We start from the raw sequence: 26162 nt of genomic DNA on the forward strand, positions 1-26162 counted from the left end.
TCCAGTGTGACGGCGGTGGCGCCGCGGGCAAGTCAGGCCGAGTCGAGGCCGTCCCGCAGCCGGGCCAGGGACGCGTCGTCCACCACGATCCCGAACTCCTCCGACAGCACCCGCCCGAGCTCGGCCGCCTCGATCTTCCGCTCGGTGCCGGAGCCGTCGGGCAGGTACGTGGTCCAGGTCGTCGCGTCGAGCGTGTGGTGGCGGGTGGCGCTGAAGGTCTGGGCGTACAGACGGCGGACGAACGGTGAGCGCGGGTGCGTGGCGACGTAGTGGCTGCCCATCAGCCAGTCCTTGGGGTACTGCGGGAGCAGGGTGAAGGTGTGGCGGTCCTCCCAGCCGTTCTCCTTGTGCTGGTGCAGCCACCACTCGTCCACGCCGAGCGCCCCCGCCCGGCGCTCCATCCGGAACCGCCAGCCGTCGAAGCCGGCCTCGGCGCCGTCCCGGAGCTCGACCGGCTCCAGGGGGCCGCTGCCGAAGCCGACGTCGCAGAGCCACAGCCGCTCGTCGTCGGCGGCCCGGACGGCCAGCAGGGCGTGGGTCGCGGGGTTGAGCCGGCCGGAGCCGAGGGTGACGCGGCCGCTCAGCCCGGTCGCCTCGAAGCCGAACCGTTCGAGCGCGGCGGCGAAGAGCAGGGCGTGCTCGAAGCAGTAGCCGCCGCGGCGGCCGCGCACGAGCTTCTCCTGGAGGTCGGGCAGCTCCAGCGAGACCGGCTCGCCGAGCACGGCGGCGAAGTTCTCGAACGGTATGGAGGTGACGTGCGCCCGGTGCAGTCCCCGCAGCGCGCCGAGCGTCGGCGCGCGTTCCCCGTCGTACCCGACGCGTTCCAGGTACGCGTCCAGATCGAGCAGTTCGCCGTCCCATCCGTGGCTACGGTCCGTCTGCATCATGGCTCCTTACTCGCCGTTCGTTCGCGATCACGACCGTAAGGGGTGCACGGCCCGCCTGACCTCTGCCCGGAGTCGGTACCCGCCTCACTTCCTGGTCCTACGGCCGTGGTCGCATCCCGCCAAGATCAGCACCGGGAATGCGGCCGGAATTCCACGGGCAATTCCCGGCCGAATTCACCGGGTGACCGGGAGTGCGGCGCATATTCTCGCCCCATGTGCCGTCTGTTCGGTCTGACCAGTGCCCCGCGCCGTACGCACGCCACCTTCTGGCTGCTGGACGCCCCCGACAGCCTGCGGGAGCAGAGCCACCGCGACCCGGACGGGACCGGCCTCGGCTGGTTCGACGCCGACGGCACCCCGCGGGTCCGCAAGGAGCCCGTGGCCGCGTACCAGGACTGCCGCTTCGCCACGGAGGCCAAGCAGGTGCGGTCCACCACCTTCCTCGCCCACGTCCGCTACGCCTCGACCGGCGGCCTGGAGACCGGCAACACCCACCCCTTCGAGCAGGAGGGGCGCCTCTTCGCCCACAACGGCGTCATCGAGGGCCTCGACGAGTTGGACGCCCGCCTGGGCCCGGACCTGGCCCGGGTGCGGGGCCGCACCGACTCGGAACGGTTCTTCGCCCTCGTCACCCGGGAGATCGCGGCCCATGGCGGCGACGTCACCGCCGGCATCACCGGCGCCGCCCGCTGGATCGCCCGCAGCCTCCCCGTCTTCGCCCTGAATCTGATCCTCACCACCCGGGACGAACTCTGGGCCCTGCGCTACCCGGACACCCAGGAGCTGCACGTCCTGCGCCGCTCGCCCGGCGGCCACCACGGCTGCCGCCACCTGGACCACAGCGGCGCCGCCGGCCGCATGCGCGTCCACTCCCGCGACCTGGCCGGCGCCCCGGCCGTCGCGGTCGCCAGCGAGCGCATGGACGACAACCCCCACTGGCGCGCCCTGGCCCCGGGCGAACTCCTCCACGTGGCCCCGGACCTCACCGTCACCGCCCGCCTCGCCCTCCCCGACGCACCGGCGCACCCCCTCACCCTCGACGACCTGCGGCCGGAGGCGGCGGCGTCGCAGCGGGCGGCCTGAACACGCCTCGGCCCAGGTCCGCGACGAGGGCGCGGGTGAAGGGATGCCGGGGTGCGGCGAGGACGTCGGGCGTCGCGCCCTCCTCGACGATGCGGCCGGCGTCGACGACCGCGATGCGGTCCGCCCGGGCGGCGACGTCGGCGTCGTGGGTGATCAGGACCAGGGCCGGGGCGTCCGGGGTGCGGGTCAGGCCGGTGAGCAGGCCGAGGACCGCGCGGCGGGTGACGGTGTCCAGGCCGGAGGTCAGCTCGTCGCAGATCAGGACGCGGGGGCGGGCCAGGAGGGCCCGGGCGAGGGCGGCGCGGTGGAGTTCGCCGCCGGAGAGGGCGGCGGGGCGGCGGCGCGCCAGGGCTTCGGGCAGGCCGGTGCGGGCCAGGGTCGCGTACGCCTCGGCCGTGGCCGGCCGGCGGTCCAGGCCGCGCAGGCGGATCGCGGTGCGGGCCACCTGGTCCACCACGGGGCGGTGTTCGTCGAAGGAGGCGCGGGCGTCCTGGAACACGTACTGGACGGCGGCGAGTTGGGAGCGGGAGCGGTGGCGGACGCTGCGGGGCAGGGGCGATCCGTCGAGGAGGACTTCGCCGGTGCGGTCCGTGTGCAGGCCCGCCAGACGGCGTGCCAGGGTCGTCTTGCCGCTGCCCGAGCGGCCCACGAGGGCCAGGGTCCCGCCCGCGTGGACGGTCAGGGGCGGGGCGGTGGACCAAAGGACGGGCGGGCCGGGCGTCCGGGGTGCGGGGCGCGTCGGCTCCGGGGCCAGGAGTTCGCGGGTCCAGGGGTGCCGGGGCGACGACCATACGGTCCCGGTCGCGCCGCTCTCGATCACCTCGCCGTCACGCATCACCAGGACGTCGTCCGCCAACTCCCGTACCAGCGCCAGGTCGTGGCTCAGGAGGACGACCGCCAGACCCCGGCGCGCGAGGGCGGCGAGTCCGGCCGCGACGCGGCGGGCGGTGAGCGGGTCCTGGCCGGTGGTCGGTTCGTCCGCCACGACGACGCGGGCGCCCAGGAGCAGGGCCTGGGCCAGGACGACGCGCTGTTGCTGGCCGCCGGAGAGCCGGTGCGGGTGGCGGGCCAGGAGGGCGGGTGGGAACTGGGCGGATTCCAGGGCCTCCGCGACCTTTTCGCGGCGGACCGCGCGCGGGAAGCGGGCCCGTGCGATGTCGTGCGGCAACGCCCGTACCCGGCGCGCCGGGTTGAGGACGGACGACGGGTGCTGCGGTACGTACGCCGCCGGGCCCCCGGGGAGGCGGACGGTGCCGGTGACGCGCGCGCCCGGCGGGTACTCGCCCAGCAGCGCGCGGCCCGTCGTCGTCTTGCCGCTGCCCGACGCGCCGACGAGCGCAGTGACGCGGCCGGCGCGGGCGGTCAGGTCCACGCCCGTCACCAGGGCGCGTCCGGCGATCTCGATCCGCAGGCCGCGGACCTCCGCGAGCACGGTCATACGGCCTTCTTCCGGGTGAGGGCGGCGTCGAAGAGGAGGTTGGTGCCGAGCGACAGGGCCACGACGAGGGCCGCGGGGACGGCGACGGCCCAGGGCTGGAGGGCGAGTCCGGCGCGGTTGCGGTCGACCATGACCGCCCAGTCGGCGGCGTCGGGCGCCACGCCGACGCCCAGGAAGGCCGCTGTGCCGACCAGGTAGAGCGCGCCCGTCAGCCGGACGCCCGCGTCGGTGACGAGCGTGCGGAGCGTGGCGCGGGCGACGTGGCCGAGCGCCACGCGGGCCCAGGTCTCGCCCTGCATGCGCAGCGCCTCGACGGCGGGGCGGGACGCCGCGCCGGCGGCGGCCGCGCGGACGACCCGGGCGGCATCCGGGACGGCGACGAGGGCGACGAGCAGGGCGATCCCGGCGGGGCCCGGGTCGAGGAAGGCGGCCGCCAGGAGGATCAGCAGGAGGGAGGGGACGGCGAGGAGGACGTCCAGGGGGCGGGTCAGGAGTTCCTCCAGCCAGGCCCGGCGGGTGAGGGCCGCGGCGAGGCCGACGGGCAGGGCGACGGCGTAGGTCAGCGCGGTGGCGGTGAGGGCCACGAGGACCACCGACCGCCCGCCGAGCAGGACTTGGCGCAGGACGTCCCGGCCGGTGAAGTCCGTGCCCAGCCAGTGGCCGTCGCCGGTGGTGAAGGAGGTGCCGCGCGGGCCGGCCTCGCCCACGAGGAGCGGGCCGCACAGCGCGAGGAACAGCGGGACGGCGACGACGGCCGCGCCCGGCGCGAAGCGCCGTGCTCTCATGCCGCCACCCCCGCCCGCGGCGCGAAGCGCCGGACCGCCGCGTCGGCCGCCAGGTTGACGGTGACGGCCACGGCGCCGAAGAGGACGGCGAGGCCCTGGACGACGGGGATGTCGCGGTGGGCGACCGCCGTCATCAGCAGCGTCCCCAGCCCCGGGATCGCGTACAGCGCCTCGACCACGACGACGCCGCACAGCAGCCAGTCGGCCGTCCGCGCCAGGTGCTGGGCGGCGGGGGCGGCGGCGTTGGGGAGGGCGTGGGCCAGGTGGACGCGGGTCGCGGACAGGCCGCAGCGGCGGGCGTGGGCCACGTACGGGGACGCCAGCGCGTCGATCATCCCGGCGCGCACCAGGCGGCTCAGGGAGCACACGGGACGCGCCAGCAGCAGGGCCACGGGGAGGACGAGGACGGCCGGGTGGCCGAGCAGGTCGCCGGGGTCGTGGCCGACCGCCGTGGGCGGCAGCCAGTCCAGGCGCAGGGCGAAGACGGTGATCAGCAGGGCGCCCAGGGCGAATTCGGGTGCCGCGTACACGGTCAGGGTCACGGCGCTGATCGTCCTGTCCACGCGTCCGCCCTCGCGGCGGGCGGCCAGGACGCCGAGGCCGACGCCGGCGGGGACGAGCAGGGCCAGGGTGATCGCCGCGAGGAGGACGGTGGGGCCGAGCGCGGCGGTGATCTCGCCGGTGACCGGACGGCCGGAGGCCAGGGAGGTGCCCAGGTCGCCCCGGAGGAGGGCGAGGAAGCGCTCGGTCAGGCGCTCGTGCGCCGGGCGGTCCAGGTGCAGCGCCTCGCGCAGCGCGGCGAGGCGGGCCGGGTCGGGGTCGTCGCCCGCGAGGGCCACGGCCGCGTCGCCCGGCAGTGCCTCGGTCAGGGCCGCGACGAGGAGGACGACGGCGGCGATCTGGCCGGCGCCGGTCAGCAGCCGGCGCGTCCACCAGTGGGCCGCCGTCACGCCAGCCACACGCGGTCGAAGCGGGCCCAGTCCAGGGTGTTGGCGGGCGCGTCGCGGGCGACGCCGCGCAGGCGGCGGTCGGTGCCGACGATCCAGTCGGCGAACCCCCAGACGAGGAAGCCGCCTTCGGTGTGCAGGGTGCGCTGCATCTCCGCGTAGATCCCCTCGCGGGCGGCGGGCTCCGGGGTCGACTGGAGGCGCCGGTAGAGGTCGTCGAAGTCGCGCCGGCGCCAGTGGGTGGCGTTGGTGGTGGAGTCGGTGAGCAGCCGCTGGGAGACGTGGGACTCGATGGGCATCGCGCCGGAGCGGTACGCGGCGATCGTGCCGGAGTCGAGGATGTCCTTCCAGTAGCTGTCCTTGCTGCCGGTGCGGACGGTGATCGTGACGCCTGCCTTGGCGGCCTGGTCGCGGAAGATGCCTGCGGCCTCGGTGAGTCCGGCGGCGACCGGGGAGGTGTCCAGGGTGACGCGCAGGTCCTCGCGGCCCGCCTGTTTCAGCAGCGCGCGGGCCCGGTCGAGGTCCTGCTCGCGCTGCGGGAGGGACGCGGCGTAGTGCGCGTACCCCTTGCCGAAGAGGTCGTTGCCGGTCTCGCCCGCGCCGGACAGGGCCCCGGCGACGAGTTCGCGGCGGTCGGCGATGAGGAAGAACGCCCGGCGGACGCGGGGGTCGTCGAAGGGGGCGCGGTCGGTCTTCATCGCGAAGCCCTGCATGGCGCTGTTGCGCAGCCGGACGATGTCGACGCGGCCGTTGCGCGCGTGGGCGCGGGCGGTGGCGGGCGAGAGTTCGTGCGCGTAGTGGACCTGGCCGCCGAGCAGGGCGCTCACGCGGGCCGGCTCCTCGTCGGCGACGAGGATTTCGAGCTGCTCGATGTGCGGGGCGCCGTCCCAGTAGTCGCTGTTGCGACGGAAGAGGGCGGAGCGGCCCGGGGTGAAGGAGACGTGACGGAAGGGGCCGGAGCCGATGGGATGGCGGTCGGGGTCGAAGTTTTTCATGGGGACGATGTACGCGCCGAACGCTGCCAGGACGTTGGGGAATTCGGCGGTCGGGCGCTTGAGCCGGAAGTCGATGGTGCGGGGGTTGACGGCGCGGCTGGCGGTGAGGTCGATGGGTTCGAGAGACGCCTTGGCGCGGTACGCCTGCCCGGGGTCCGCGATGCGGCGGTAACTGTGGAGGACGTCCTCGGCCGTGACGGGGCGGCCGTCGTGGAACTCCGCGGGGCGGAGGGTGACGGTCCAGCGGTCGAGGGTTTTGTTGGGCTCCCAGCGGGTGGCGAGGCGGGGGCGGGGGGTCATGTCGGAGCCGAAGTCGGCGAGTTTGTCGAAGAGGGCCTTGGCGCGGGCGGCGTCGGCGAAGAGGTTGCCCTTGTGGGGGTCGAGGGATTCGGCGGGGCCGGCGCCGGGGAAGGTGGCGCGGAGGTGGCCGCCGTTGGTCGGCTTGCCGTTGTCGGCGGCGCGACCGCCGTCGCCGGGGCTGCCGCCGCAGCCGGTGAGGGTGAGGGCGGCTGCGCCACCGGTGGCTACGGCTGTGGTGAGGAAGTGGCGGCGGGTGGGCATGGGTTCTCCTTGGGGTGGGTGGGTGGGCGGGTGAGGGGTCAGGGTGCGGGTTCGGGGGCGCGGGTTCGGGGGGCGCGGGGCGCGGTAGTTCGCCCCCGGCCCGCCCTTTCACCGTTTCTTCGGGGCTCCGCCCCGGGCCCGGGCGCGGCTCCGCCGCGCGGAGGGCGGGGGCTTCGCCCCCTGCGCCCCCACCGGGGCTTCGCCCCTGGACCCCTCTTCGGGGCTCCGCCCCGGACCCCGCAACCGCGCTCCGCGCGGTTGTCCTCAAGCGCCGGACGGGCTGGATTCGTGCCCGGGCGCGCATTTCAGCCCGTCCGGCGTTTGAGGACGAGCGGCGAAGCCGCGATACGGGGCCCGGGGCGGAGCCCCGGAAGAAACGGTGAAAGGGCGGGACCGGGGCACAACACCCTCACATCCGCATCACCACCACGTGCAGACGGTCCCCGTCAACACCCCCGCCCCCAGCCCCCTCCACCCGCGGCCCCGGCCCGTCATGCAACTCCAGCACCCGGAACCCCCGCACCCCCAGCACGTACCGCAACTCCTGCGGAAACAGCAGCCGCCAAGCCGACCGCTGCTCCACCCCCGCCACCGACCCGTCGTCCGCCGACCACACCCGCCGACGCCGCAGCAACTGCGCCGCCCGGTCCACGGACAGCGTCGTCTCGTGCCCGTACGTGACACCCCGCCACGCGAACTCCCCGCGCACCGGCGCGTCCAGCAGCTCCGTCCGGCCCAGGAAGAACGCCCCGTTCCGCATCTCGGCGACGAGCACTCCGCCCGGCACGAGGGCGGCCCGGCAGGACGCCAGCATGCCGTCCAGCTCCTCGTTCGTGTGGCAGTACAGGAACGCGCTGTCCAGGCAGACGACCGCGTCGAACGCCCCCTCCCCGAGGTCGAAGTCGCGCAGATCGGCGCGGACGTACGACGGGCCCGGGTGACGCGCCCGCGCGTACGCCAGCATCTCCTCGGACAGGTCCGCGCCCACGACCCGGCGCCCCGCCACCCCGTGCAGCCACGCCGCGTCGCGGCCCGTCCCGCACCCCAGGTCCAGCACCCGCCGCCCCGCCCCGTACCGCCGCAGGCAGTCCTCCGCCCAGCGGGCGGCCACCCGGTCCGGGTCGGGGAACCGGGCCTCGTACAGTTCCGGGTGATCGGTGAGGAAATTCGAAGCGCCGCTCATGCGCCCACCGCCAGGGGGACGGCGTTCCGGCGGCGGAGTACGCCGACGGCCGCAGCGGAAACCACGCCCAGCAGGACACAGCAGCCCCACGGCACCCATTCCCGGCCCGTGTCCATCGCCCGGCCGACCACCGCGTTGCCGACGGCGGCCGCGACGCCCGACACGACGTAGAACGCGCCGAAGTACGTCCCGGTCAGCTCGGGCCGGCCGAAGTCCGGTACGAGCTCCATGACGAACGGCTGGGCCACCATCACCCCGAGGTACAGCAGCAGCGCGCTCATGAGCACCGGCAGCGGCCCCGCCGCCACCATCGGCGGCACGAACGCGGTCCCCATCAGCAGCAGCCCGATCCCGATCCAGCCGACCCGCGAACCCCGGGACTTCAGCGCGGCCGTGATGCGTACCTGGAACGTCAGGTTGACCAGCGTCCCCACCAGGAACAGCATCCCGGCCGCCCCCTCCCACCCCGTCGCGCGCCGAGCGCCGTCCGGCAGCAGCAGATACAGCTGGTTCTCCAGCGTGAACATCCCGACCATGGCGAGCGAGAACGCCAGGAACCGCCGGTCGCGCGCGACTTCGCGCCAGTCGGCGAGGACGGAGCCGCCCGTCGGCGACGGCTCCCGCGCCGGCAGGACGAGCGCCTGGGCGACGGTCAGCAGCCCGAACAGTGCCGCGGCGGTCAGCGCGGAGACCCGGAAGTCGACGAGGAGCAGCAGGCTGCCGAGCAGCGGCCCGAGCAGGGCGCCCGCGGTGGCGAACACGTTGAAGAGGGCGAACGCCTCGGCCTTGCGCTCCCCCGCCTCCCGCGCGAGGTAGGCGCGGACGGCGGGGTTGAACAGCGCCCCGGCCAGCCCGCTGAGCACGGACGCGGCGAGGAGGATCGCCAGTCCGTCCCCGAGGGCGAACAGCGCGAAGCCGACGGTGCGCAGGGCGCATCCGGCGATGATGACGCCCCGGGCGCCGAGCCGGTCGGCGGCCGAGCCGCCCAGGATGAAGAGCCCCTGCTGGCTGAGGTTGCGGACGCCGAGGACGATGCCGACGGCGGCGGCCGACATGCCGAGGTCCTGGCCGAGGTGGGTGGCGAGGTAGGGGATGAGGAGGTAGAAGCCGGTGTTGACGCCGAGCTGGTTGACCAGCAGGAGGCGTATCGCGGGCGGGAAGCCGCGTATTTCGTGCCAGGTCTTCACGGTGCGGTCGCTCCTGAGTCGGATATTTCGTGGACGCCGAGTCCGGGGGCGCGTCCGGCCCGGACCGTGCCGTCGGTGCCGCCGATCCCCCGCCAGGGGTCGTGCGCGAGCAGCAGGTGTCCGTCGAGGTCGGCCCAGCGGGCGCGGCCGGCGAGGTGGACGGCGGGGGCGATGCCCAGCGAACTGGCGGTCAGGCAGCCGAGCATGAGACCGGTGCCGCTGCCGTCCAGCAGCTCGGCGATGCGCAGGGCGGCGTACGGGCCGCCGCACTTGGCGAGTTTGACGTTGATGCCGTGGACGCGTCCGGCGAGGCGGCGGGCGTCCTCCGGGCCGGCGGCGTCCTCGTCGGCGACGACCGGCAGCGGTGAGCGCTCGGCGAGCCGGGCGAGCGCCTCGGGATCGCCCGGGACCGTCGGCTGTTCGACCGCCTCGACACCCAACTCGGCGAAGCGCGGCAGCAGTTCACGGGCCTGGGGCGGCGTCCAGGCGCCATTGGGGTCGAGGAGGAGCCGGGCGCGGGGCGCGGCGGCGGCGACGGCCCGGACGCGGTCCAGGTCGTCCAGCGGATCCGGGGTTCCGGCCTTGACCTTGAGTACCGTGAAGCCGGCTTCGGCCAGGCGGCGGGCGTGCGACGCGGCCCGTTCGGCGTCCATGATGCCCAGCGTCCGGGCCGTGGCGACGGCCGGCGGCTCCTCGTCACCGAGCAGGCGGTGCACGGGAGTTCCGGTGAGCTTGCCGGCGAGGTCGAGCAGGGCGGACTCGACGGCCGCGGCGACGATCGGCGGGGTGCCGTCGGGCAGCAGCCCGCCGTCGCGGGCGGCGTCCAGGGCGTCGCCCGGGGCGTCGAAGCGCTGCAACTCACCGGCGGCACACGCCAGTTCGCGCTGCACGGCGGCCGTGTCGAGCCCGTAGTGGACGCTGGTCACCGCCTCGCCGTGGCCGCGCACCCCGTCGTGCCCGACCGTCAGCCACACCGCGTCGCGGGCGGCCATCACGGAGCGGGAGATGCGCAGGGGTTCGGCGAGGTGGAGCCGGGTCGTACGCAGGGAGGTCCTCACCGGTCGGTCTCTTCCTTCAGGAAACAGCGGGCGGGGTACGCGCACCGCGCCCACCCGGTGGCCTCCGCCGCCCGCGGGTGCGGGATCTCCACGGGCCGGGTGGCGGCCCCGGCGAGGTCCAGGCCGTGCGCGGTGGCGAAGTCGTCGTCGTAGACGGTGGACAGGTAGCGGTGCGGGCCGTCGGGGAAGACGGTGGCGACGACCGCGCCGGGGTGGACGCGGGCCGCCCAGGCGGCGACGAGGGCCGCGGCCCCGGTGGACCAGCCGCCGCTGACGAAGGCGCCGCGCGCCAGCCGGCGGCAGGCGGACGCGGCCTCGGCCGGCCCCACCCAGTGGACCTCGTCGAACGCCTCGTGGGCGACGTTGCGCGGGTGGATGCTGCTGCCGAGTCCGCGCATCAGGCGGGCCCGCGCGGGCTGTCCGAAGATGACGGAGCCGGTGGCGTCCACGCCGATGAGCCGCAGCCCGGGCCAGTGCCGGCGCAGCGGGCCGATCAGTCCGGCGCTGTGGCCGCCGGTGCCGACGCTGCAGACGAGGATGTCGAGGTGGTCGAGGCCGGCGGTCAGCTCGGCGGCGAGGGAGGCGTAACCGGCCGTGTTGTCGGGGTTGTTGTACTGGTCGGGCCAGTACGCGCCGGGCCGGCGGTCCAGCACCTCGCGCAGCCGGGCGAGGCGGGCGGCCTGCCAGCCGCCCTCGGCGGCGGGCCGGTCGACGATCTCCAGCTCGGCCCCGTGGGCGCGCAGGAGGCGGCGCATCGAGGGTTCGAGGCCGGTGTCGCCGACGAGGACGACGGGGTGGCCGAGGGCTTGTCCGGCGAAGGCGAGGCCGATGCCCAGGGTGCCGGAGGTGGACTCCACGACGGTGGCGCCGGGCCGCAGTTCGCCGCGTTCCCGGGCGCGGCCGAGCATGGACACGGCCGCGCGGGCCTTCATGCCCCCGGCGCCGAGCCCTTCGAGCTTGGCCCAGAACCCCGGGTGGGGCAGGGGCAGTTCGGTGGTGACGCGGGTGAGCGGGGTGCGGCCGACGAGCCCGAGCAGATCGTGGTTGGCGCGCGGGAGGGTGCGCAGGGCGGGGGTCACGGCGTGCCTCCGTAGCGGTGGACGTAGCGATGGACGACGCCGCGTCCGCCGTCGAGCCAGAAGAAGGGGTACGGTTCGGCGCACACGGCGCTCACTCCCGCGCCGAGCAGCCGGGGCAGCACGGCGCTGCCGGTCTGGGCGAACGCCACCAGTTCCTTGCCGTGCCGCTCCGCGTGCGCGCGCAGCGGTTCGAAGGTGCCGTTGCCCAGCGTCATGCCGGAGACGAGGAGCGCGTCGCAGCGGTCGAGCCTGCTCACGGCATCGGTGTGGATCTCCTCGCCCCACTCGGTCGTCCCGCCCTTGAGGTCGCAGGCGTCATAGGCCAGTCCGCGGTCGCGCAGCGCCTCCAGCAGGGAGTTGACGACGCCGACGACGAGGACCCGCTGTCCGGGGACCGCGCCCAGCAGGCCGATGACGGCACGGGCCCGGGCGCGCGACTTGCGCAGCGAGTCGCCGGCGGGCAGGGACCAGGGCCGGGCGCCGTTGGCGGGGGTGTGCGGGAGGACGTGCATGAGGTACGCGTCGAGGGCGGCCGTGCGCACGGGGGCGAGCGGGTGCTCCAGCAGCTCGGCGACGGGGCTGCCCGCGCACGCGGCGGTCACGTCGCCGGACAGGGCGCCGGGTTCGACGGCACAGGACCCGACGGCGGCGCCCACGCGCAGGCTGAGCACCTCGTTGCGGTAGCCGCCGTTGCGGCCGGAGTGGCGGACGGCCTGGCCGGTGGTGAAGGCGGTGCTGACGCGCAGGCCGCCCGGGTCGGGGCCGAACTCGCCCGCGCGCACGCGGCGTTCCAGGTCGTCGAGCGAGGTGGCCGCGTGGTCGAGCGAGGTGGCCGTCATCGGCGCACCATCCGCGGGCGCAGGCCGGACAGCAGCTGCTCGACGCGGCGGCGGGCCCCGGGGCCCTCGGTGTCGGCGGCCATGATGTGGCCCAGGTAGTCGTTGTTGCTGCCGCCGGCGCGCACGGCGGTGCCGGGGCACGGGAGGTTCGCCTCCAGGACGCCCGGTTCGCCGCCGATGCCGGTCGCGCCCTCGACGTGGTCGAGGGTGCCGGCGGCCTCGGGGACGAGGAAGCCGATGGCGGCGCTGCGCAGTCCGGTCTCGCGCGGCGCGAGGTCGGGCGCGCGGCCCAGGGCGACGTCCACGCAGGCGGCGGCGAGGTCGACGCCGGTGACGTGGCGGACGAGTTCGGTGATGCGGTTGCCGGCGGGGCGGGGGTTGACCTCGACGACGCGCGGCCCGCCGGGCGTGAGCTTGATCTCGGTGTGGGCGACGACGTCGTCGAGGCCGAGCGCCTCCAGGGCGCGTACGGCGGTGCCGGCCGCTGCCCGGAGGTCGTCCTCCGAGAGGTCGGCGGGGAACATGTGGCCCGTCTCGACGAAGGCGGGCGCGCCCGCGACGCTCTTGTCCGTGACGCCGACGACGTGCGCGCGCCCGGCATACGAGACGGTCTCGACGCTGACCTCGGGGCCGTGGAGCAGCTCCTCCAGCAGGACGGCCGTCTCGCGCCGCTGGCCGCGCCCGTTGACGGGGAAGGCGGCGAGCGCCTCGTACGCGGCGGTCAGCCCGGCCTCGTCGTCCACCCTGCGGACGTACATGCCCGCGCACAGGTCGACGGGCTTGAGGACGAGCGGGTACCCGAGGTCCCGGGCGGCCTCGCGGGCGGCGGCCAGGTCCGGGCAGAGGGCGAAGCGGGGGCCGGGGACCCCGGCGCGGTCGAGGACGCGGCGGGTGGCGTCCTTGCGGCAGGCGTCGGAGACGGCCCCGGCGGCGGGGCCGGGCAGCCCGAGGCGGCCGGCGATCCGGGCGGCGGTGGGGAGGTAGTAGTCGCAGGAGGTGAGGACGCCGTCGAAGCCGAGCGCGGCGTGCAGCCGCTCGACCAGCGGCAGCAGCGTGTCCAGGTCGTTGGTCTCGGCGTTGACGACGTTGCGCGCCCCGAGGAGCGGGTGCCGGGTCCCCTCCGGGGCGGACCGCAGGTAGTGGTGGAGGTCGCGCGTGAGGAACGTGAACGAGTGCCCGCCCTCCTGGATCGCGCGCGGCAGCAGCCTGCTCATCGACCCGACCCAGCTCTCGACCATCAGCAGGTGTCCCACAGCAGCTCTCCTTCACGAACGGTGCGACCACGGCGGTGCACCCCGACGCGCGAACACGACGGGGTGACACGACGGGGTGACCACGGCGGTGCGCCTTGACCGGGCATACCGTATCGATAATGATTGTCATTGTCATCTGCTGTCCCGTCAGCACCACGCACCACCGATTGCGAGCCCGTGAAGAAACACACCGTCCCGCTGCTCTGCGCGCTCCTCGCCACAGCCGCCGCCCTCTCCCCCGCCGAGGCGGCCTCCGCTTCCACCCCCTCCCTCGCCTTCGGCCCCTGCCCCGACACGGTCCCGGTCCCCGCGTCCCCCGCCCGCGTCGAGTGCGGCACGCTGACCGTCCCCCTGGACCGCTCCCGCCCCGACGGGCCGACGCTGAAACTGGCCGTCTCCCGCGTCCGGGCCACCGGCACCCCCGCCGAACGCCGGGGCGTCCTGCTCGTCAACCCCGGCGGACCCGGCGGCGCCGGTCTGCCGTACGCCGTCGTCAAGCGCGCCAAATTTCCCGAGCGGGTGCGCCGCGCCTACGACGTCATCGGCCTCGACCCGCGCGGCGTCGGCCACAGCACGCCCGTCAACTGCGGTGAGCTGGGCGGCCTCTTCCGCTCCCCCGGCCCGGACCCCGTGGCCCGGACCCGGACCGCCGAACGCACCCTGGCCGACGGCCTCCGCCGCCTCGCCGACGACTGCGCGACCGGCGCGGGCTCCGCCCTGCCCCACCTGTCCACCGAGGCCACCGCCCGGGACATGGACGACCTGCGTGCCGCGCTCGGCGAACAGCGCCTGGGCTTCCTCGGCGTCTCCTACGGCAGCTACCTCGGCGCCGCCTACGCCGCGCTCTTCCCCCGGCACACCGGACGGATGGTCCTCGACAGCGTCGTCGCCCCGATGCCCTGGTACGACTTCGACCTGCTGCAGGCCGAGGCGATGCTGCGCCAACGGGCGGTACTACTCGGGTGGTTGGCCCGGCACGGGAAGCGTTTCGCGCTCGGCGACACGGCACGCGCGGTGCGCGTCTCCTACGAGCGCGCCCGCGCCCGGCTCGCCGCCCGCCCCGTCCAGGGCTTCGGCCCGGCCGAGTTCGACCGCGCCGTCTACCGCGCCCTCGGCCGTACGGAACGGTGGGCACCGCTGGGCGACGGCCTGCGCACCTATCTGCGCACCGGCAGCGTCTCCGGCCTGCGGCCCGCGACCCCGTTCGACTCCCCCGGATCACGCAACTACGAGGCGGCCAACCGCGTCGTGAAGTGCGCCGACGGCCCGGGCCCCGACCCCGGCCGCGTCACCGCCGACGCGCGCCGGCTGCGCCGCCTCGACCCGCTCCCCGTCCTGACCGGCGTCGAGGCGGCGGCGTGCGCGTACTGGCACCATCGCCCGTCCAAGCGGCCGCAGTTGGGCGGCCCTTCGGTGCCGCCGGTCCTCCTGGTGGCCTCGGACCACGACCCGGTCACGCCGCTCGCGGGCGCCCGGCGCATGCGTTCCGTCCTCCCCGGCTCGCGTCTGGTGACGCTGACCGACGACTATTCCCACGGTGTCTTCGCGAGCCGGGGGAACGCGTGCGTCGACGACGCCGTGGCCGCGTATTTGGTGGACGGTACGGTGCCGGACGCGGACGTGCGGTGCACGGGGCCCGGATTGCCGGGAGCCTAGCCCCGGGGATCAGCTGCCGAAGACGCCGCCCCCGGTCACGCGGGTGCCCAGCGGGCAGTTCGCCGTCACGCGGAGCTCCCCGACGAACGGGCCGAACGTGTACCGGAATCCGTCCGAGCAGTCCACGAAGACGAACCACTGAACTCCGTCGCAGGTGACCTGGAAAGACCGGTCCGTGGGAAAGGAACCACGTTCCCCCAACCGGCTTTCCGGGCGCCCGGCACTCCGCCGCCCGATCCTCGCCGCGAACCGTGAAGTACCCTTCTGCGACCGGTCACTTCGCAGGTCGGTGGCCGAGTAGCTCGCGATGCCGGACGGAACGGCGCCGGAATTCCCTTTTCCCGAAGGCGTATTGACGGAGAACGCCCCGTTACCCCTCACCTTGACCCCCAGCACGACTCAGCGTTCGCCGAGCGCCGTTCGCTCGATGCGCGAACTGCCACGAGCTTCACGGAAAGGCCAATAAACGGTCAAGAGGCGTTGACCGGCCCGGAAATAATCACATCATTTCGAGCTCATCCCCGAATCCCTTGTCGCCCTTTGGGAGAAACGTTTCGCCAACACTGCCCGGAAAGCCGCGATTTCACCCGTTCGGCGGTCAGAAACGGAAGCGCAGCATCCGCCACGCGTTCCTCATACGGGGCGTCCTGCCCACCACCCGCGCCCAGCACCGGTTCGACGCGGAGAGCCGGTCGATCGCCTTCAGCTCGTGGATGCGCAGCGCCTCCAGGCACTTCACACCCTCGTGCAGGCTCTCGATCTCCTGCGGGTCGTCCACGCCCCAGTAGAGCTTCGCGTGGGCGTTCCGCACCACCGGGATCAGCAGTTGCATGCGGATGCCGAACGCGCCGAAGACGTCGAAGAGCATCTCCCCGCCGGGGAAGTGCTCGGTGATCCGGCGGATCAGGCGTCGGCCGTCCTCCTCCCGGAGGTACATCGCCAGCCCCTCGAAGACGGCCACCGTCGGCCTGTCGACGGGGAGTTGCTCCACCCACCCTTCCTCGGTGACCGAGGTGCCGATGGTCCGGTAGTCGCCCCCTGGGTCCGGGAGCAACCTGTTGCGCAGTTCGATGACCTCGGGGAAGTCGACGTCGATCCAGCGGACGGTCGGCGGCGGCGCGAGCCGGTGGACGCGGGTGTCCAGCCCGCAGGCGAGGTGCAGGACGGTGGCACCGGGGTTGCGGGTGATGAACTGCTCGGTCCAGTCGTCGAGCTGCTTGGCCCGCAGCACGACCTGGGCGGCGCTCATGGACGACATCCTGGCGCGGCGGAAGTCGTAGTCGATCCGCTGTACCGCTTTGAGCGCCTCGTCGTCGTGGAGCAGCGAACGGGGCGAACGGCTGTCGAGGGCCCGTCCGTAGAGGGTGGCGAGCATGGTCTCGGGGGCACCGGTGAGGGTGATCTTCTCGCGCTCCATGGGCCCACAGTAGCGGTACGGGGTGGGGGTGTTGAGTTGTTCACTCCGGAGGGGTGAGTTCGGGGGCATGGGCCGCCGCCCGGGCCATTCGGCGCGTAGCCTGCGGCGCGCATCGACGAGGCGGAGGGCAGGTATGGGACAGGTGTCGGATTCACCGGTCGGGTGGCGCTACTGCGGTAACCAGATCAAGCGCTGGAGGTACTTCGCGGGGGTGAGCCGTGAGGAACTGGCCAACGAGGCCGGGTACACCGTCGAGACCATCAAGGCGATGGAGCAGGGGCGGCGTCGGCCGACTCCGAGGCTGCTCCGGATCGCGGACGAGATGTGCGGGGCGCACGGCCTGCTCGTCGCGGGACTGGACTACCTCCAGCCCGAGAAGATCATTACGCACGTGCGGGACTATATGGAGCACGAAGTCGAGGCAATCGCCTTGTGCTCATATCAACCGCAACTCGTGCCAGGTCTCCTCCAAACCGAGGAGTACGCCCGGCAATTGAGCGCCGCGCACTGGCCGCCGAAGAGCGGCGAAGAGATCGAGGCATGGCTCAAGGAGCAGGAGAAGCGCCGTGTCCTGCTCGACGATGAGCAACGGGAGTTCAGTTTCATCATCGGGGAAGCGGTGGTGCGCTACCCGGTGGGCGACAAGGACGCGCACCGGCGGCAACTGCTCCACCTGCTGAAGGCGGGTGAGCGCCGGAACGTAACCATCCAGGTGCTCCGGTTCGGCGGAGCGCACTCAGGGCTCTACGGCCCCTTCATTCTCCTCGAGACGCCGCAGCGCCAGCGTCTCGTCTATGAAGAGGGCCAAGTGGCTGGCAAGCTCTACGCAGACGAGGAGCAGGTGAGCATCCTGTTCCGACGGCACACCATGATCACCCGACAGGCCCTCACTCCTGATGACTCGGCCCGCTTCATCAGGAGCGTTGTGGAGGAACTATGACGCTCAATCCGGTCTGGCTCAAGTCCAGTTACAGCAAACCCGAGCTCGAGTGTGTGGAAATAGCCTGCCACCCCCAAACCACCCATGTCCGGGACTCCAAGCTCGGCTCTATCCCCCAACTCGCCTTCTCCACCCCCACCTGGGCATGTTTCATAGCCCATATACCAGGCGTTTGAGGTCCGTACGGGCCTGACGGCTGCCAGCGGCGCGGCCGCGCCTCTTGGTCGAGCGATCCGCCCACGCCGCTCGTGCTGCCATGCCCGGCCCTACGGGCCCCTCCCCGGCGGTCCGTGCCGGACGCGCGCACGGCACACCGGAGTCCCGGACGCGGGGCGCCGCCGAAGGCGTCCGCGACCGGGTGGAGAGCGGCCTCCGGCCGCTACCGTTGCCGCATGTCAGCTCTCAACGTGGACTTCCCCGACCGGGACCTCCAGGAGATCCGGGAGATCGCCCAGGAGCGCGGGATGACGATGAAGGCATTCGTCCGGTCGGCGACGGCCGACGCCATTGCCCACCACAGGGCGCGCAAAGAAGCCGCGGAGGTGTTCCGGCGCACCTTCGACGCCTCTGCTCCGGCCGAAGCCATTGCCGAGCCCGGGGCCGACGACGGGCCGGCCAGCGGCGGAGCGGACAGGGCGCCCTGACTGTCCCGGCGGCCGCCCGGCACCGTGTCGATCCCCCGTGCCCGGGCCGTGTCCGACGGCTCTTGAGGCCGCCGCCTCGCAGGTGCGGGCGCTCCCTGTGGGGCGATCGGCAGCTTACGAGTCGCGCCGCATGGCAGGGGCGGCCTGCTTGGCAACGGTCCAAGAACCGTCGGACAAGCCCTGGGCGTCGACTCCGCCCCGGCCTGGCGCGCCGCATCGCTGCTGCAGACTCTGTTGCTGCTCCGTCCGCTGCCGGCGTACGACATGCGCTTCGCATGCGCGATCACGATCGCCTACATGCACGCCAGTGGCGAGGGCCTGGACACCCCGTACGGGGAACTGGTGGAGCTCGCCAAGGAGCTGTCCGCCGGAAAGTCCGACGTCTTCACGGCCGCCGACCGGTTGCGATCCTGGCGCGTCTGACGCCGGGGCAGGCGGCGGAACATCCTGCGGCCGGTGTTCCGTCCGCGTGACGGAGTTCGCATCCTCGCGCCGACGCCCGTCGTTGAGCGGCCCGACAGGCCGGCCGACGACGAGGAGCCACCGTGCAACGGGGACGTGGACGGACACGGGCCGTACTCGCCGTGCCGGACTTCCGGCTCTACCTCGCGGGGCAGGGCCTCAGTCTGGTCGGCACCTGGATGCAGGCCGTGGCGCAGCCCTGGCTCGTGCTGGAGCTGTCGCACTCGGGCACGGTGGTGGGGCTGGCGACGGCCGCCCTGTTCCTGCCCGTGCTGCTGCTCGGCCCGTACGGCGGGCTCGTCGCCGACCGGGCCGACAAGCGCCGGCTCCTGCTGCTCACCCAGGCCGCGTTCATGCTGCTGGCCCTGGCGCTGGGGCTGCTCACCGTGACCGGTGCCGTGCGGCTGTGGCACGTCTTCGTGATCGCCGTGCTGATGGGGACGGTCAACGCGGTGGACATGCCCGCGCGGCAGACGTTCGTCCCCGAACTGGTCGGTCACGCCCTGATCCGGGACGCGGTCTCCATCAACAGCGTGATGAACAGCGCCACCCGGGCCATCGGCCCGGCGGTGGCCGGGATCCTCATCGCCATGGCGGGGGCGGGCGTCTGCTTCCTGGCCAACGCGGTGAGCTTCGTCGCCGTCCTCGGCTCGCTCGCGCTGATGCGGGCCGACCGGTTGCGGCCGACGCCCCCGGTGCCCCGGGAGCCTGGCCAGGTCAGGGAGGGGCTGCGCTACGTGCGCGGGGAGGCGGGGCTGTGGGGCCCGTTGCTGATGCTGGCCCTGATCGGGACGCTGGCCTACGAGTTCCAGGTGGTCCTGCCGCTGCTGGCGGTGGACGAGCTGCACGGCGATTCCCGGACGTACGGGTACATGACGTCCGCCATGGCACTGGGCGCGGTCGCCGGCGGGGTGGCCGTCACCGCGCGGGGGCGGGCCGGGGTGCTGCCGCTCACCGTGGCGGCGGGCGGGTTCGGCGTCACGATCCTCGCCGCGTCCCTCGTCCCGACCCTCGGGACCGAGCTGGTGGCGCTGCCGTTCGTCGGCGCGGCCGGCACCCTGTTCCTGGCCACCGTGAACACCACGCTCCAGATGACCAGCCAACCGCGTTTCCGGGGGCGGGTGATGGCGCTGTGGTCGGTGATGTTCCTGGGCAGTACGCCCGTCGGAGGGCCGGTCGTCGGCGTCGTCACGGACGTCCTGGGCGCCCGCGCGGCCCTCGCCCTCGGCGCGGTCGCCTGCGCCCTGGCCGTCGTCGTGGGGCTCGCGGTGCTCCCCCGGCTCTCGCCCGGGGAACGGGTGCTGCCGCACCCGACCTCCGAGGGCGCCCCGGGCCCCGAGCCGCCGTAAGCGGGCAGTTCGGGTGTGGACGAGGGCACGCGAGCAGGATCGGCACGAACCAAAATGCCCGCAACCGCGCGTTCCGCCCGCGCCAAGGGAACGGCGGCTCAGCTCTCGGCGGGCACTGCGGCCGCCGACCGCGCGGCCCACTTCTCCTCCACCTTCGCGAAGCGCCAGTACGCCAGGGCCGCCGCCCACACCACCACGAACAGGCCGACGATCACGAACCCGACGTTGTCGAGGTTGATTTCGGCGATCCAGGTGCTCACCGGGTCGTCCATGTCGAGCTTCTCGTGGAGGACGCCCACCAGCTCGATGGTGCCGATCAGGAAGGCCACGGCGATCGACAGCCCGGTGATGGCGAGGTTGTAGTAGACCTTGCGCACGGGATTGGAGAAGGCCCACTGGTAGGCGAAGTTCATGAACGTGCCGTCGAGGGTGTCGAAGAGGCTCATGCCGGCGGCGAAGAGCAGCGGCAGGCAGAGGATCGCGTACCAGGGCACGCCCGCGGCGGCGCCGCTGCCGGCCATGACCATCAGCGTGACCTCGGTGGCCGTGTCGAAGCCGAGGCCGAAGAGGAAGCCCAGCGGGTACATCTGGCCGGGGCGGGTGATGGACTTGGTGAAGCGGCCGAGGACGCGGTTCATGAAGCCGCGGGAGTCGAGCTGCCGTTCCAGCTCCCGCTCGTCGTAGCGGCCCTCGCGCATGGCGCGGAAGATCCGCATGATGCCGGCGAGGGCGACGAGGTTGAGGGCGGCGATGAGGTAGAGGAAGCCGCCGGAGACTGAGGTGCCGACCACGCCGAGGGTCTGGTGGGTGGTGGAGTCCTCGTTCAGCAGCGTGCCGGCCAGGTGCGTGCCGCCGGCGACGAGGGCGGCCATGGCGATGACGACGCTGGAGTGGCCGAGCGCGAACCAGAAGCCGACGGAGACCGGACGCTTGCCGTCCGCCATCAGCTTGCGGGTGGTGTTGTCGATGGCGGCGATGTGGTCGGCGTCGAAGGCGTGCCGCATGCCGAGGGTGTAGGCGGTCACGCCGAGGCCGACGCCGTAGACCTTGGAACCGACCTCGTAGTGGCCCGGGACGACGAGCAGGAGGAGGACGCCGAAGGCGACGACGTGCAGGGCGGCTATGACGGCCAGCAGGCCGGCGGTGCGCACGGTGTCCTCGCGGCGCCAGCGGAAGGCGGGCGTACCGGTGGCGGTAGCGCCCGGGGCGGCGGTGGGCAGGGTCATCTGAGGGTCACGCTCCAGCACCTCGTGGAATCCGTTCGTGAGATGCCGTGGCCGGTCTCCTGGCTGACGGGTCCGTCGCGCCCGTCCCTGCCTTCCCGGCAGCCGGATGCTGCCAGTGGCTCCGCGCACGCCGCCTCGGCAGCGCGGAACGGGACGGTAACTCCCCGATCACAGTGGCGAGGGCCGCTCCGGAATCGGAACCAAAGGCTCCTCACCGGTCTTCCCGAACACCACGGCCGGGCCACTTTAGCGGTCCGGTCTGCGCTGATGCGGCGAGAGTGGCGATTGTCATGTTCTCGCTCGCCGCCGCTCACGACCCGCCGCGCACGAGTCTTGACTCGGCGGTGACCACGGCGCCACAGTCACCGCACCCCACCGCGCTACGAGAGGCAGGCACCGCCATGGCAGACGGAGCGAACGGGCCGGACGGGCAGGTCGGATTCGTCCGCCGGATCGGGCTGTTCCAGGCGACGGCCATCAACATGAGCCAGATGTGCGGCATCGGGCCGTTCGTCACGATTCCGCTCATGGTCGCGGCGTTCGGCGGCCCGCAGGCCGTCATCGGCTTCCTCGCCGGGGCGGTGCTCGCGCTCTCCGACGGGCTGGTGTGGGCCGAGTTGGGGGCCGCGATGCCGGGCGCGGGCGGCAGTTACGTCTATCTGCGGCAGGCGTTCCAGTACCGGACGGGCAAGTTGATGCCGTTCCTGTTCGTCTGGACGATGATGCTCTACTTCCCGCTGGCCCTGTCCACCGGTGTCATCGGCTTCATCCAGTACCTCGGTTACCTCTGGCCCGGCATGACGCAGACGCAGGGCGACCTGACCGGGCTGGTCCTGATCGCGGGCGTCGTCGCGCTGTTGTGGGGCCGGGTGGAGAACATGGCCCGGATCACCGCCGTGATGTGGTGCGTGATGATCCTGGCCGTCCTCCTCGTCATCGTCGCGGCCTACGCCAACTTCAGCCCGGACCGCGCCTTCACCTACCCCGCGCACTCCTTCGACCTGGCCTCCCAGCACTTCTGGATCGGCTTCGCGGCGGGGCTGACCATCGGCATCTACGACTACGGGGGCTACAACACCACGGCGTACATGGGCGCCGAGATCAAGAACCCCGGGCGCAACCTGCCGCGCTCCATCATCTGGTCCATCCTCGGCATCATGGTGATCTACCTGCTGCTCCAGGTGGGCACCCTCGGCGTCATCGACTGGCGGGACATGCTCGACCCGGGCAACGTGGCCTCCTCGTCCGTCGCTTCGGCGGTGCTGGAGAAGACCTGGGGCAAGGGCGCCGCGAACGCCGTCACCGTCCTCATCCTGATCACCGCGCTCGCCTCGGTCTTCACCGGAATGCTCGGCGCCTCCCGCATCCCCTACAACGCGGCCCGGGAGAAGGTCTTCTTCCGCCCGTTCGGCACGCTGCACCCGCGCCACCGCTTCCCGGTGCTGGGCCTGCTCTCGATGGGCGCGCTGGGCTGCGTCGGCTTCCTGATCGGCCGTCACACCGACCTGGCGACGCTGATCCAGCTGCTGCTCGCGGTCATGGTGCTCGTCCAGGCCCTCGGCCAGATCGCCGCGGTGACCGTGCTGCGCCGCCGCCAGCCGGGGCTGCGCCGGCCGTACCGGATGTGGCTGTACCCGCTGCCGAGCCTGATCGCGCTCGCCGGATGGCTCGTCATCTACGGCTACGCGGACCGGAACTCGCCGGGACGGCATCCCATCGAGTGGTCGCTGGCCTGGGTCGGGGCGGGGTGCGTGGCGTTCGTGGTGTGGGCGCGGTTCGAGCGGATCTGGCCGTTCGGACCGCGGGAGATCCGCGAGGAGTTCCTGGAGGGGGAGGGCGCCGCGGCCCCGTCCCCGGAGCCCGGCGGCGACCCCGGACCCGTGGAGGCGACGCCCGCCTGACGGGACGTCCGGCCCCTTGACACTCGGCCCGGACTCGGGGCACGGGCCGTACGGTGATAGAACGGCACTCATGCCCCTGACCACCACGACCGCTCCCCGCACGCCCGGCGCAGGACCCCGCCGGCTCTTCTGGCACCGGCTCATACTCGGGCTCTGGTACCGGCCCGTCGAGGTTCTCGACGAAGCCCGGGACCGGAGCGTCTGGGGGGCCGCCATGTTCCTGTGCCTGCTGTGCGGAGCGCTGGGAACACTGGCCAAGGACTCCTTCTGGGCGCAGTGGGACGTGAGCCCGTCCCTCGCGCTCCAGGCGATGGCCATCGGCTCGGCCGTGATCCTGCTCGCCAGCGTCCTGCTGGGCCTGGTGACCCACGCCATCGCCCGCCGTCTCGGCGGCAACGGCCGCGTCGGCCCCACGGCCAGCCTGTTCGTCCTCGTCTTCTGGACCACGGACCTGCCGCGCCTGGTCCTCGACGTCTGGATGTCGGAGAGCTCCGTCCCGGTGCGCGCCGCGGCCTCCGTGACGACGGCGTTCGGCTGCGCGCTGGCGACCCTGCTGATCCGCGGGCAGCACCACCTGCCCACGCGCAAGGCGGTGGCCTCGGTGAGCATCCAGATGGTGGCGGTGGTGGCGCTGCTGAAGTTCCCGCCCGGGAGCGGGTGAGGCGGCGGGCCGCCGCCGCGTGAGGCCATCGCCCCGGTGACGTCGTCCGGACGTCGCCGGGGCGATGGCCTTCGTTGTGCCCTGCGTCATTTCCCCGGCCCTCACCGGCCCGCGCGTTCGCGAACGCCGGGCGGGCCGGGGGCCGCGTACCGCCCGCCGGGCCGGGGGCCTTGATCGTTCCCGAGGGCGAAGCAAGTCCCGGATGGGGTGAACGGACACGCGAGGGTGAATCGCACAACGGGCCTACCCGGCCTCCCTCTTGGGATTGCTGGGCCGTTGACGCCACTTCGAATTTCCGGTCGACGGACCGCCCGCGCGGGCCCGTGACGTAGCCCGTTCGGGCGCCGTTTCCCGAGCGCATGTTCCGTTGCGAGGTCAATGAGGAGGCGCAGTGCATCACCGTCACGGCGGTCACACGCACACCACTGGAGGGCTGTTGTTAATCGAACGCGTCGGCCCGGACGGCCTCTGTCCCGGGGAGGCCGCGTGAGCGTTCAGCGGGAGACCGGATCGGAATCGGAGCGGCTGCTCTTCGGCGGGCCGCTGGTGCACGACGCGGGGTGGGCGCAGCACGAGCGCCGGTACCTGGAGATGTCGCTGTGGGCGATGGCCGGGCGGCTGCCGCACCTGGTGGCGACGACCGTGCGGCTGGCCCGGCGGGCGGACCGGCGGGCGCTGCGCACCGTGGGGGCCTCGGAGCTGATCCGGGGGATCGCCCAGGCGGTGGCGCTGGTGGCGGTGAACGGCGTGCTGGCCGCGGTGATGCTCGACGGGAGCGTCCAGCACCGGCTGTGGCTGGCGACCCCGGCGATGGTGACGGCGGCGCTGGCGTCCGCGGCCGGGGCCGTGGCGCAGTCGTTCTCGACGTCCGGGCAGGGGCGGCTGGAGCCGAAGGTCGAGCGGGTGGCGACCGAGATGTACCTGGAGCACGTCGTCCGGGTGGAGATGTCGGCGATCGAGGACGCCTCGTTCCACCGGCTGCTGGACTCCGCGCAGTACGGGGCGTCGTCGGCCCGCCGGATGATCCACTACTGCACGGCGGTCGTCGGGGCGCTGATCTCGTTCCTGGCGGCGGCCGGCGTGCTGACCGTGCTGCACCCGGCGCTGCTGCCGCTGCTGGTGTTGATGACGGTGCCGCGCTCGTGGGCGTCGCTGCGCAACTCCCGTGCCCGGTACGCGAGTTTCCTGCGCTGGGTGCAGCACTCGCGGGCGGGGCGGCTGCTCAGCCAGACGCTGACGAAGACCGGGCCGGCGCCGGAGATCCGGGTGCACGGCGTCGGGCCGTTCATGCTGCGGCACTTCCGCAGCATGTCGGAGAGTTCGGAGGCCGAGCAGACACGGCTGGCGCGGGACGCGGCGCGGGTGCGGCTGCTGGCCGCGGGCCTGACCGGGCTCGCCACGGCGGCGACGTACCTGGCGCTGATCGGGCTGCTGCTGACCGGGGTCATGGACCTGTCGGTGGCCGGCACGGCCGTCCTGGCCACGCGCACCGGGGCGCAGAGCCTGTCCACGCTGGTCCTCCAGGTCAACAACCTCTACGAGGAGGCCGGGTTCATGGGGGATCTGGAGCGGCTGTGCGAGGAGTCCGCGAAGCGGGCCATTCCGGTGGGCGGGCTGCCCGTGCCCGAGGGGCTCTCGGAGATCCGCTTCGAGAACGTCACGTTCTCCTACCCGCGCGACGAGGCGGACGAGGCGTCCGTGGAGAAGGTCGCGCTGCGGGACGTGAGCCTGACCGTGCCGGTGGGCAAGGTCGTCGCGCTGGTCGGCGAGAACGGGTCGGGGAAGAGCACGGTCTCCAAGCTGCTGGCGGGCCTGTACCGGCCGACGGAGGGGCGTGTGCTGTGGGACGGGGTGGACGCGGCGGCGCTGGACCGGGCGGAGCTGTTCGCCCGGATCGCGATGGTCAGCCAGGACTTCCACCGCTGGCCGTTCACGTTCCGGATGAACATCGCGATCGGGCGGACGGACCGGCCGCCGGTGCGGGAGCGACTGGCCGACGCGGCGGCGCACTCCGGCGCGGACAGCGTGGCGGAGGAACTGCCGCGCGGCTGGGACACGTTGCTCGCCCGCGGCTACGTCGGCGGCCATGAGATCTCCGGCGGCCAGTGGCAGCGCATCGGCATCGCGCGGGCGCGGTACCGGGGCGGGCGGATCCTCATCGTCGACGAGCCGACGTCGGCGCTGGACGCGCGGGCGGAGCTGGAGGTGTTCGAGCAGATCCGCAAACTGGCGGACGGCGGGCAGACGGTGCTGCTGATCACGCACCGGCTGGCGTCCGTGCGGCACGCGGATCTGATCCACGTGCTGGAGCGGGGACGGCTTCGGGAGAGCGGGACGTTCGAGGAGTTGCTGGGGAAGGGGGGTGGGTTGTTCCGGGAGATGTACGAGTTGCAGCGGAGGCAGTATGCGGGGGAGGGGGTTCCTCAGCCGCGACGGCCTGATGTCACGGATGTGACGGGGGCGGTGTGATCGGTGCCTCGGCGGGTGGCGCGGTGCGGTGCGCGCCCGCCGGGGCGCGGGTGAGGGGGTTGGTTGCCCCGGTCCCTCCCCCGGAGGGGGTACCCCCACTTTCACCGTTTCCGCAGGGGCTGCGCCCCTTCGCAACCCGCGG

At 73.4% G+C, this 26162-nt stretch carries 22 protein-coding genes, 1 pseudogene and 1 riboswitch; of the genes and pseudogenes, 10 read left to right on the plus strand and 13 right to left on the minus strand.

The genetic code is table 11. The annotated features are described in order from the left end of the window. Window positions 1–32: 32 nt before the first annotated feature. Window positions 33–884 carry an arylamine N-acetyltransferase gene (locus tag I5Q34_RS24005; protein ID WP_199894465.1) on the minus strand — a complete coding sequence of 284 codons (852 nt, stop codon included), beginning with the start codon at window positions 882–884 and terminating at the stop codon, window positions 33–35. Between the two features lie 216 nt (window positions 885–1100). On the opposite strand from I5Q34_RS24005, the gene I5Q34_RS24010 reads away from it, so the two are divergent. After that, entirely contained in the window at window positions 1101–1970 is an 870-nt protein-coding gene (locus I5Q34_RS24010; RefSeq protein ID WP_199894466.1) for a class II glutamine amidotransferase, read from the plus strand. Here the strand turns inward: I5Q34_RS24010 and I5Q34_RS24015 are convergent. The 10 genes from I5Q34_RS24015 to I5Q34_RS24060 all read right to left on the minus strand — a co-directional run bounded on the left by I5Q34_RS24015 (window position 1918) and on the right by I5Q34_RS24060 (window position 13295). After that, window positions 1918–3408 carry an ABC transporter ATP-binding protein gene (locus tag I5Q34_RS24015; RefSeq protein WP_199894467.1) on the minus strand — a complete coding sequence of 497 codons (1491 nt, stop codon included), beginning with the start codon at window positions 3406–3408 and terminating at the stop codon, window positions 1918–1920. The genes I5Q34_RS24010 and I5Q34_RS24015 overlap by 53 nt on opposite strands. Continuing rightward, entirely contained in the window at window positions 3405–4193 is a 789-nt protein-coding gene (locus I5Q34_RS24020) for an ABC transporter permease (RefSeq protein ID WP_199894468.1), read from the minus strand. The genes I5Q34_RS24015 and I5Q34_RS24020 overlap by 4 nt, the downstream gene beginning before the upstream one ends. After that, a complete protein-coding gene (locus I5Q34_RS24025) occupies window positions 4190–5152 on the minus strand; it encodes an ABC transporter permease (RefSeq protein ID WP_199894469.1) in 963 nt (320 codons plus the stop codon). Before I5Q34_RS24025 ends, I5Q34_RS24020 begins: the two co-directional genes overlap by 4 nt. Then, window positions 5140–6696, minus strand: a complete 1557-nt coding sequence (locus I5Q34_RS24030; RefSeq protein WP_199894470.1) for an ABC transporter substrate-binding protein — start codon at window positions 6694–6696, stop codon at window positions 5140–5142. Before I5Q34_RS24030 ends, I5Q34_RS24025 begins: the two co-directional genes overlap by 13 nt. A 409-nt stretch (window positions 6697–7105) precedes the next feature. Beyond that, the gene (locus I5Q34_RS24035; RefSeq protein WP_199894471.1) at window positions 7106–7879 is read right to left on the minus strand and encodes a class I SAM-dependent methyltransferase; all 774 of its coding nucleotides are present in this window, start codon (window positions 7877–7879) and stop codon (window positions 7106–7108) included. Further along, on the minus strand, window positions 7876–9066 hold the full coding sequence (locus I5Q34_RS24040; RefSeq protein WP_199894472.1) for an MFS transporter: 1191 nt from the start codon (window positions 9064–9066) through the stop codon (window positions 7876–7878). Before I5Q34_RS24040 ends, I5Q34_RS24035 begins: the two co-directional genes overlap by 4 nt. Further along, window positions 9063–10124, minus strand: a complete 1062-nt coding sequence (locus I5Q34_RS24045; protein WP_199894473.1) for a dipeptide epimerase — start codon at window positions 10122–10124, stop codon at window positions 9063–9065. The genes I5Q34_RS24040 and I5Q34_RS24045 overlap by 4 nt, the downstream gene beginning before the upstream one ends. Beyond that, window positions 10121–11203 (minus strand): PLP-dependent cysteine synthase family protein, encoded by a 1083-nt coding sequence (locus tag I5Q34_RS24050; protein WP_199894474.1) that lies wholly within the window; start codon window positions 11201–11203, stop codon window positions 10121–10123. Before I5Q34_RS24050 ends, I5Q34_RS24045 begins: the two co-directional genes overlap by 4 nt. Beyond that, the gene (locus I5Q34_RS24055) at window positions 11200–12042 is read right to left on the minus strand and encodes a Rossmann-like domain-containing protein (RefSeq protein WP_199894475.1); all 843 of its coding nucleotides are present in this window, start codon (window positions 12040–12042) and stop codon (window positions 11200–11202) included. Before I5Q34_RS24055 ends, I5Q34_RS24050 begins: the two co-directional genes overlap by 4 nt. Beyond that, window positions 12039–13295, minus strand: coding sequence for an ATP-grasp domain-containing protein (locus I5Q34_RS24060; protein WP_199894476.1), 1257 nt, complete (start codon window positions 13293–13295; stop codon window positions 12039–12041). Before I5Q34_RS24060 ends, I5Q34_RS24055 begins: the two co-directional genes overlap by 4 nt. 177 nt (window positions 13296–13472) lie before the next feature. On the opposite strand from I5Q34_RS24060, the gene I5Q34_RS24065 reads away from it, so the two are divergent. Beyond that, window positions 13473–14951, plus strand: a complete 1479-nt coding sequence (locus I5Q34_RS24065) for an alpha/beta hydrolase (RefSeq protein WP_199894477.1) — start codon at window positions 13473–13475, stop codon at window positions 14949–14951. A 598-nt stretch (window positions 14952–15549) separates the two neighbouring features. On the opposite strand, the gene I5Q34_RS24070 is transcribed toward I5Q34_RS24065, so the two are convergent. After that, window positions 15550–16368: a class I SAM-dependent methyltransferase gene (locus I5Q34_RS24070; RefSeq protein ID WP_199894478.1), complete on the minus strand. Its 819-nt coding sequence runs from the start codon at window positions 16366–16368 to the stop codon at window positions 15550–15552. Between the two features lie 133 nt (window positions 16369–16501). Between I5Q34_RS24070 and I5Q34_RS24075 the strand changes: the two genes are divergently transcribed. From I5Q34_RS24075 to I5Q34_RS24090, 5 genes and pseudogenes are all read left to right on the plus strand, one after another. After that, window positions 16502–17308, plus strand: coding sequence for a DUF5753 domain-containing protein (locus I5Q34_RS24075; protein WP_199894479.1), 807 nt, complete (start codon window positions 16502–16504; stop codon window positions 17306–17308). Then, entirely contained in the window at window positions 17305–17484 is a 180-nt protein-coding gene (locus tag I5Q34_RS24080) for a DUF397 domain-containing protein (protein ID WP_199894480.1), read from the plus strand. Before I5Q34_RS24075 ends, I5Q34_RS24080 begins: the two co-directional genes overlap by 4 nt. Window positions 17485–17700: 216 nt before the next feature. Further along, window positions 17701–17952 (plus strand): hypothetical protein, encoded by a 252-nt coding sequence (locus I5Q34_RS24085; protein WP_199894481.1) that lies wholly within the window; start codon window positions 17701–17703, stop codon window positions 17950–17952. A 180-nt stretch (window positions 17953–18132) separates the two neighbouring features. Next, window positions 18133–18375: pseudogene (locus tag I5Q34_RS34970) on the plus strand (toxin Doc); the annotation flags it as partial. Between the two features lie 122 nt (window positions 18376–18497). Further along, window positions 18498–19763, plus strand: coding sequence for an MFS transporter (locus tag I5Q34_RS24090; RefSeq protein WP_199894482.1), 1266 nt, complete (start codon window positions 18498–18500; stop codon window positions 19761–19763). Between the two features lie 98 nt (window positions 19764–19861). Here the strand turns inward: I5Q34_RS24090 and I5Q34_RS24095 are convergent, their stop codons facing one another. Next, window positions 19862–20989 carry a HoxN/HupN/NixA family nickel/cobalt transporter gene (locus I5Q34_RS24095; protein WP_199894483.1) on the minus strand — a complete coding sequence of 376 codons (1128 nt, stop codon included), beginning with the start codon at window positions 20987–20989 and terminating at the stop codon, window positions 19862–19864. A 31-nt stretch (window positions 20990–21020) separates the two neighbouring features. Continuing rightward, window positions 21021–21239: riboswitch (cobalamin riboswitch) on the minus strand. A gap of 151 nt (window positions 21240–21390) precedes the next feature. On the opposite strand from I5Q34_RS24095, the gene I5Q34_RS24100 reads away from it, so the two are divergent. The 3 genes from I5Q34_RS24100 (at window position 21391) to I5Q34_RS24110 (ending at window position 26020) form a co-directional block, all read left to right on the plus strand. Beyond that, window positions 21391–22890 carry an APC family permease gene (locus tag I5Q34_RS24100; protein ID WP_199894484.1) on the plus strand — a complete coding sequence of 500 codons (1500 nt, stop codon included), beginning with the start codon at window positions 21391–21393 and terminating at the stop codon, window positions 22888–22890. A gap of 70 nt (window positions 22891–22960) precedes the next feature. Further along, complete coding sequence (locus tag I5Q34_RS24105) at window positions 22961–23551, plus strand: YIP1 family protein (protein ID WP_199894485.1); 591 nt, start codon at window positions 22961–22963, stop codon at window positions 23549–23551. A 486-nt stretch (window positions 23552–24037) separates the two neighbouring features. Beyond that, a complete protein-coding gene (locus I5Q34_RS24110) occupies window positions 24038–26020 on the plus strand; it encodes an ABC transporter ATP-binding protein (RefSeq protein ID WP_277965752.1) in 1983 nt (660 codons plus the stop codon). Window positions 26021–26162: the final 142 nt, after the last annotated feature.

The organism is Streptomyces sp. AV19, from assembly GCF_015999245.1.
Taxonomy (GTDB): Bacteria; Actinomycetota; Actinomycetes; order Streptomycetales; family Streptomycetaceae; genus Streptomyces.

Bases quoted from the DNA above. Each gene is read 5' to 3' on its own strand.
- I5Q34_RS24005 (WP_199894465.1), bottom strand. From the start codon at position 884: ATGCAGACGGACCGTAGCCACGGATGGGACGGCGAACTGCTCGATCTG.
- I5Q34_RS24010 (WP_199894466.1), top strand. From the start codon at position 1,101: ATGTGCCGTCTGTTCGGTCTGACCAGTGCCCCGCGCCGTACGCACGCC.
- I5Q34_RS24015 (WP_199894467.1), bottom strand. From the start codon at position 3,408: ATGACCGTGCTCGCGGAGGTCCGCGGCCTGCGGATCGAGATCGCCGGA.
- I5Q34_RS24020 (WP_199894468.1), bottom strand. From the start codon at position 4,193: ATGAGAGCACGGCGCTTCGCGCCGGGCGCGGCCGTCGTCGCCGTCCCG.
- I5Q34_RS24030 (WP_199894470.1), bottom strand. From the start codon at position 6,696: ATGCCCACCCGCCGCCACTTCCTCACCACAGCCGTAGCCACCGGTGGC.
- I5Q34_RS24035 (WP_199894471.1), bottom strand. From the start codon at position 7,879: ATGAGCGGCGCTTCGAATTTCCTCACCGATCACCCGGAACTGTACGAG.
- I5Q34_RS24055 (WP_199894475.1), bottom strand. From the start codon at position 12,042: ATGACGGCCACCTCGCTCGACCACGCGGCCACCTCGCTCGACGACCTG.
- I5Q34_RS24070 (WP_199894478.1), bottom strand. From the start codon at position 16,368: ATGGAGCGCGAGAAGATCACCCTCACCGGTGCCCCCGAGACCATGCTC.
- I5Q34_RS24075 (WP_199894479.1), top strand. From the start codon at position 16,502: ATGGGACAGGTGTCGGATTCACCGGTCGGGTGGCGCTACTGCGGTAAC.
- I5Q34_RS24080 (WP_199894480.1), top strand. From the start codon at position 17,305: ATGACGCTCAATCCGGTCTGGCTCAAGTCCAGTTACAGCAAACCCGAG.
- I5Q34_RS24085 (WP_199894481.1), top strand. From the start codon at position 17,701: ATGTCAGCTCTCAACGTGGACTTCCCCGACCGGGACCTCCAGGAGATC.
- I5Q34_RS24095 (WP_199894483.1), bottom strand. From the start codon at position 20,989: ATGACCCTGCCCACCGCCGCCCCGGGCGCTACCGCCACCGGTACGCCC.
- I5Q34_RS24100 (WP_199894484.1), top strand. From the start codon at position 21,391: ATGGCAGACGGAGCGAACGGGCCGGACGGGCAGGTCGGATTCGTCCGC.
- I5Q34_RS24105 (WP_199894485.1), top strand. From the start codon at position 22,961: ATGCCCCTGACCACCACGACCGCTCCCCGCACGCCCGGCGCAGGACCC.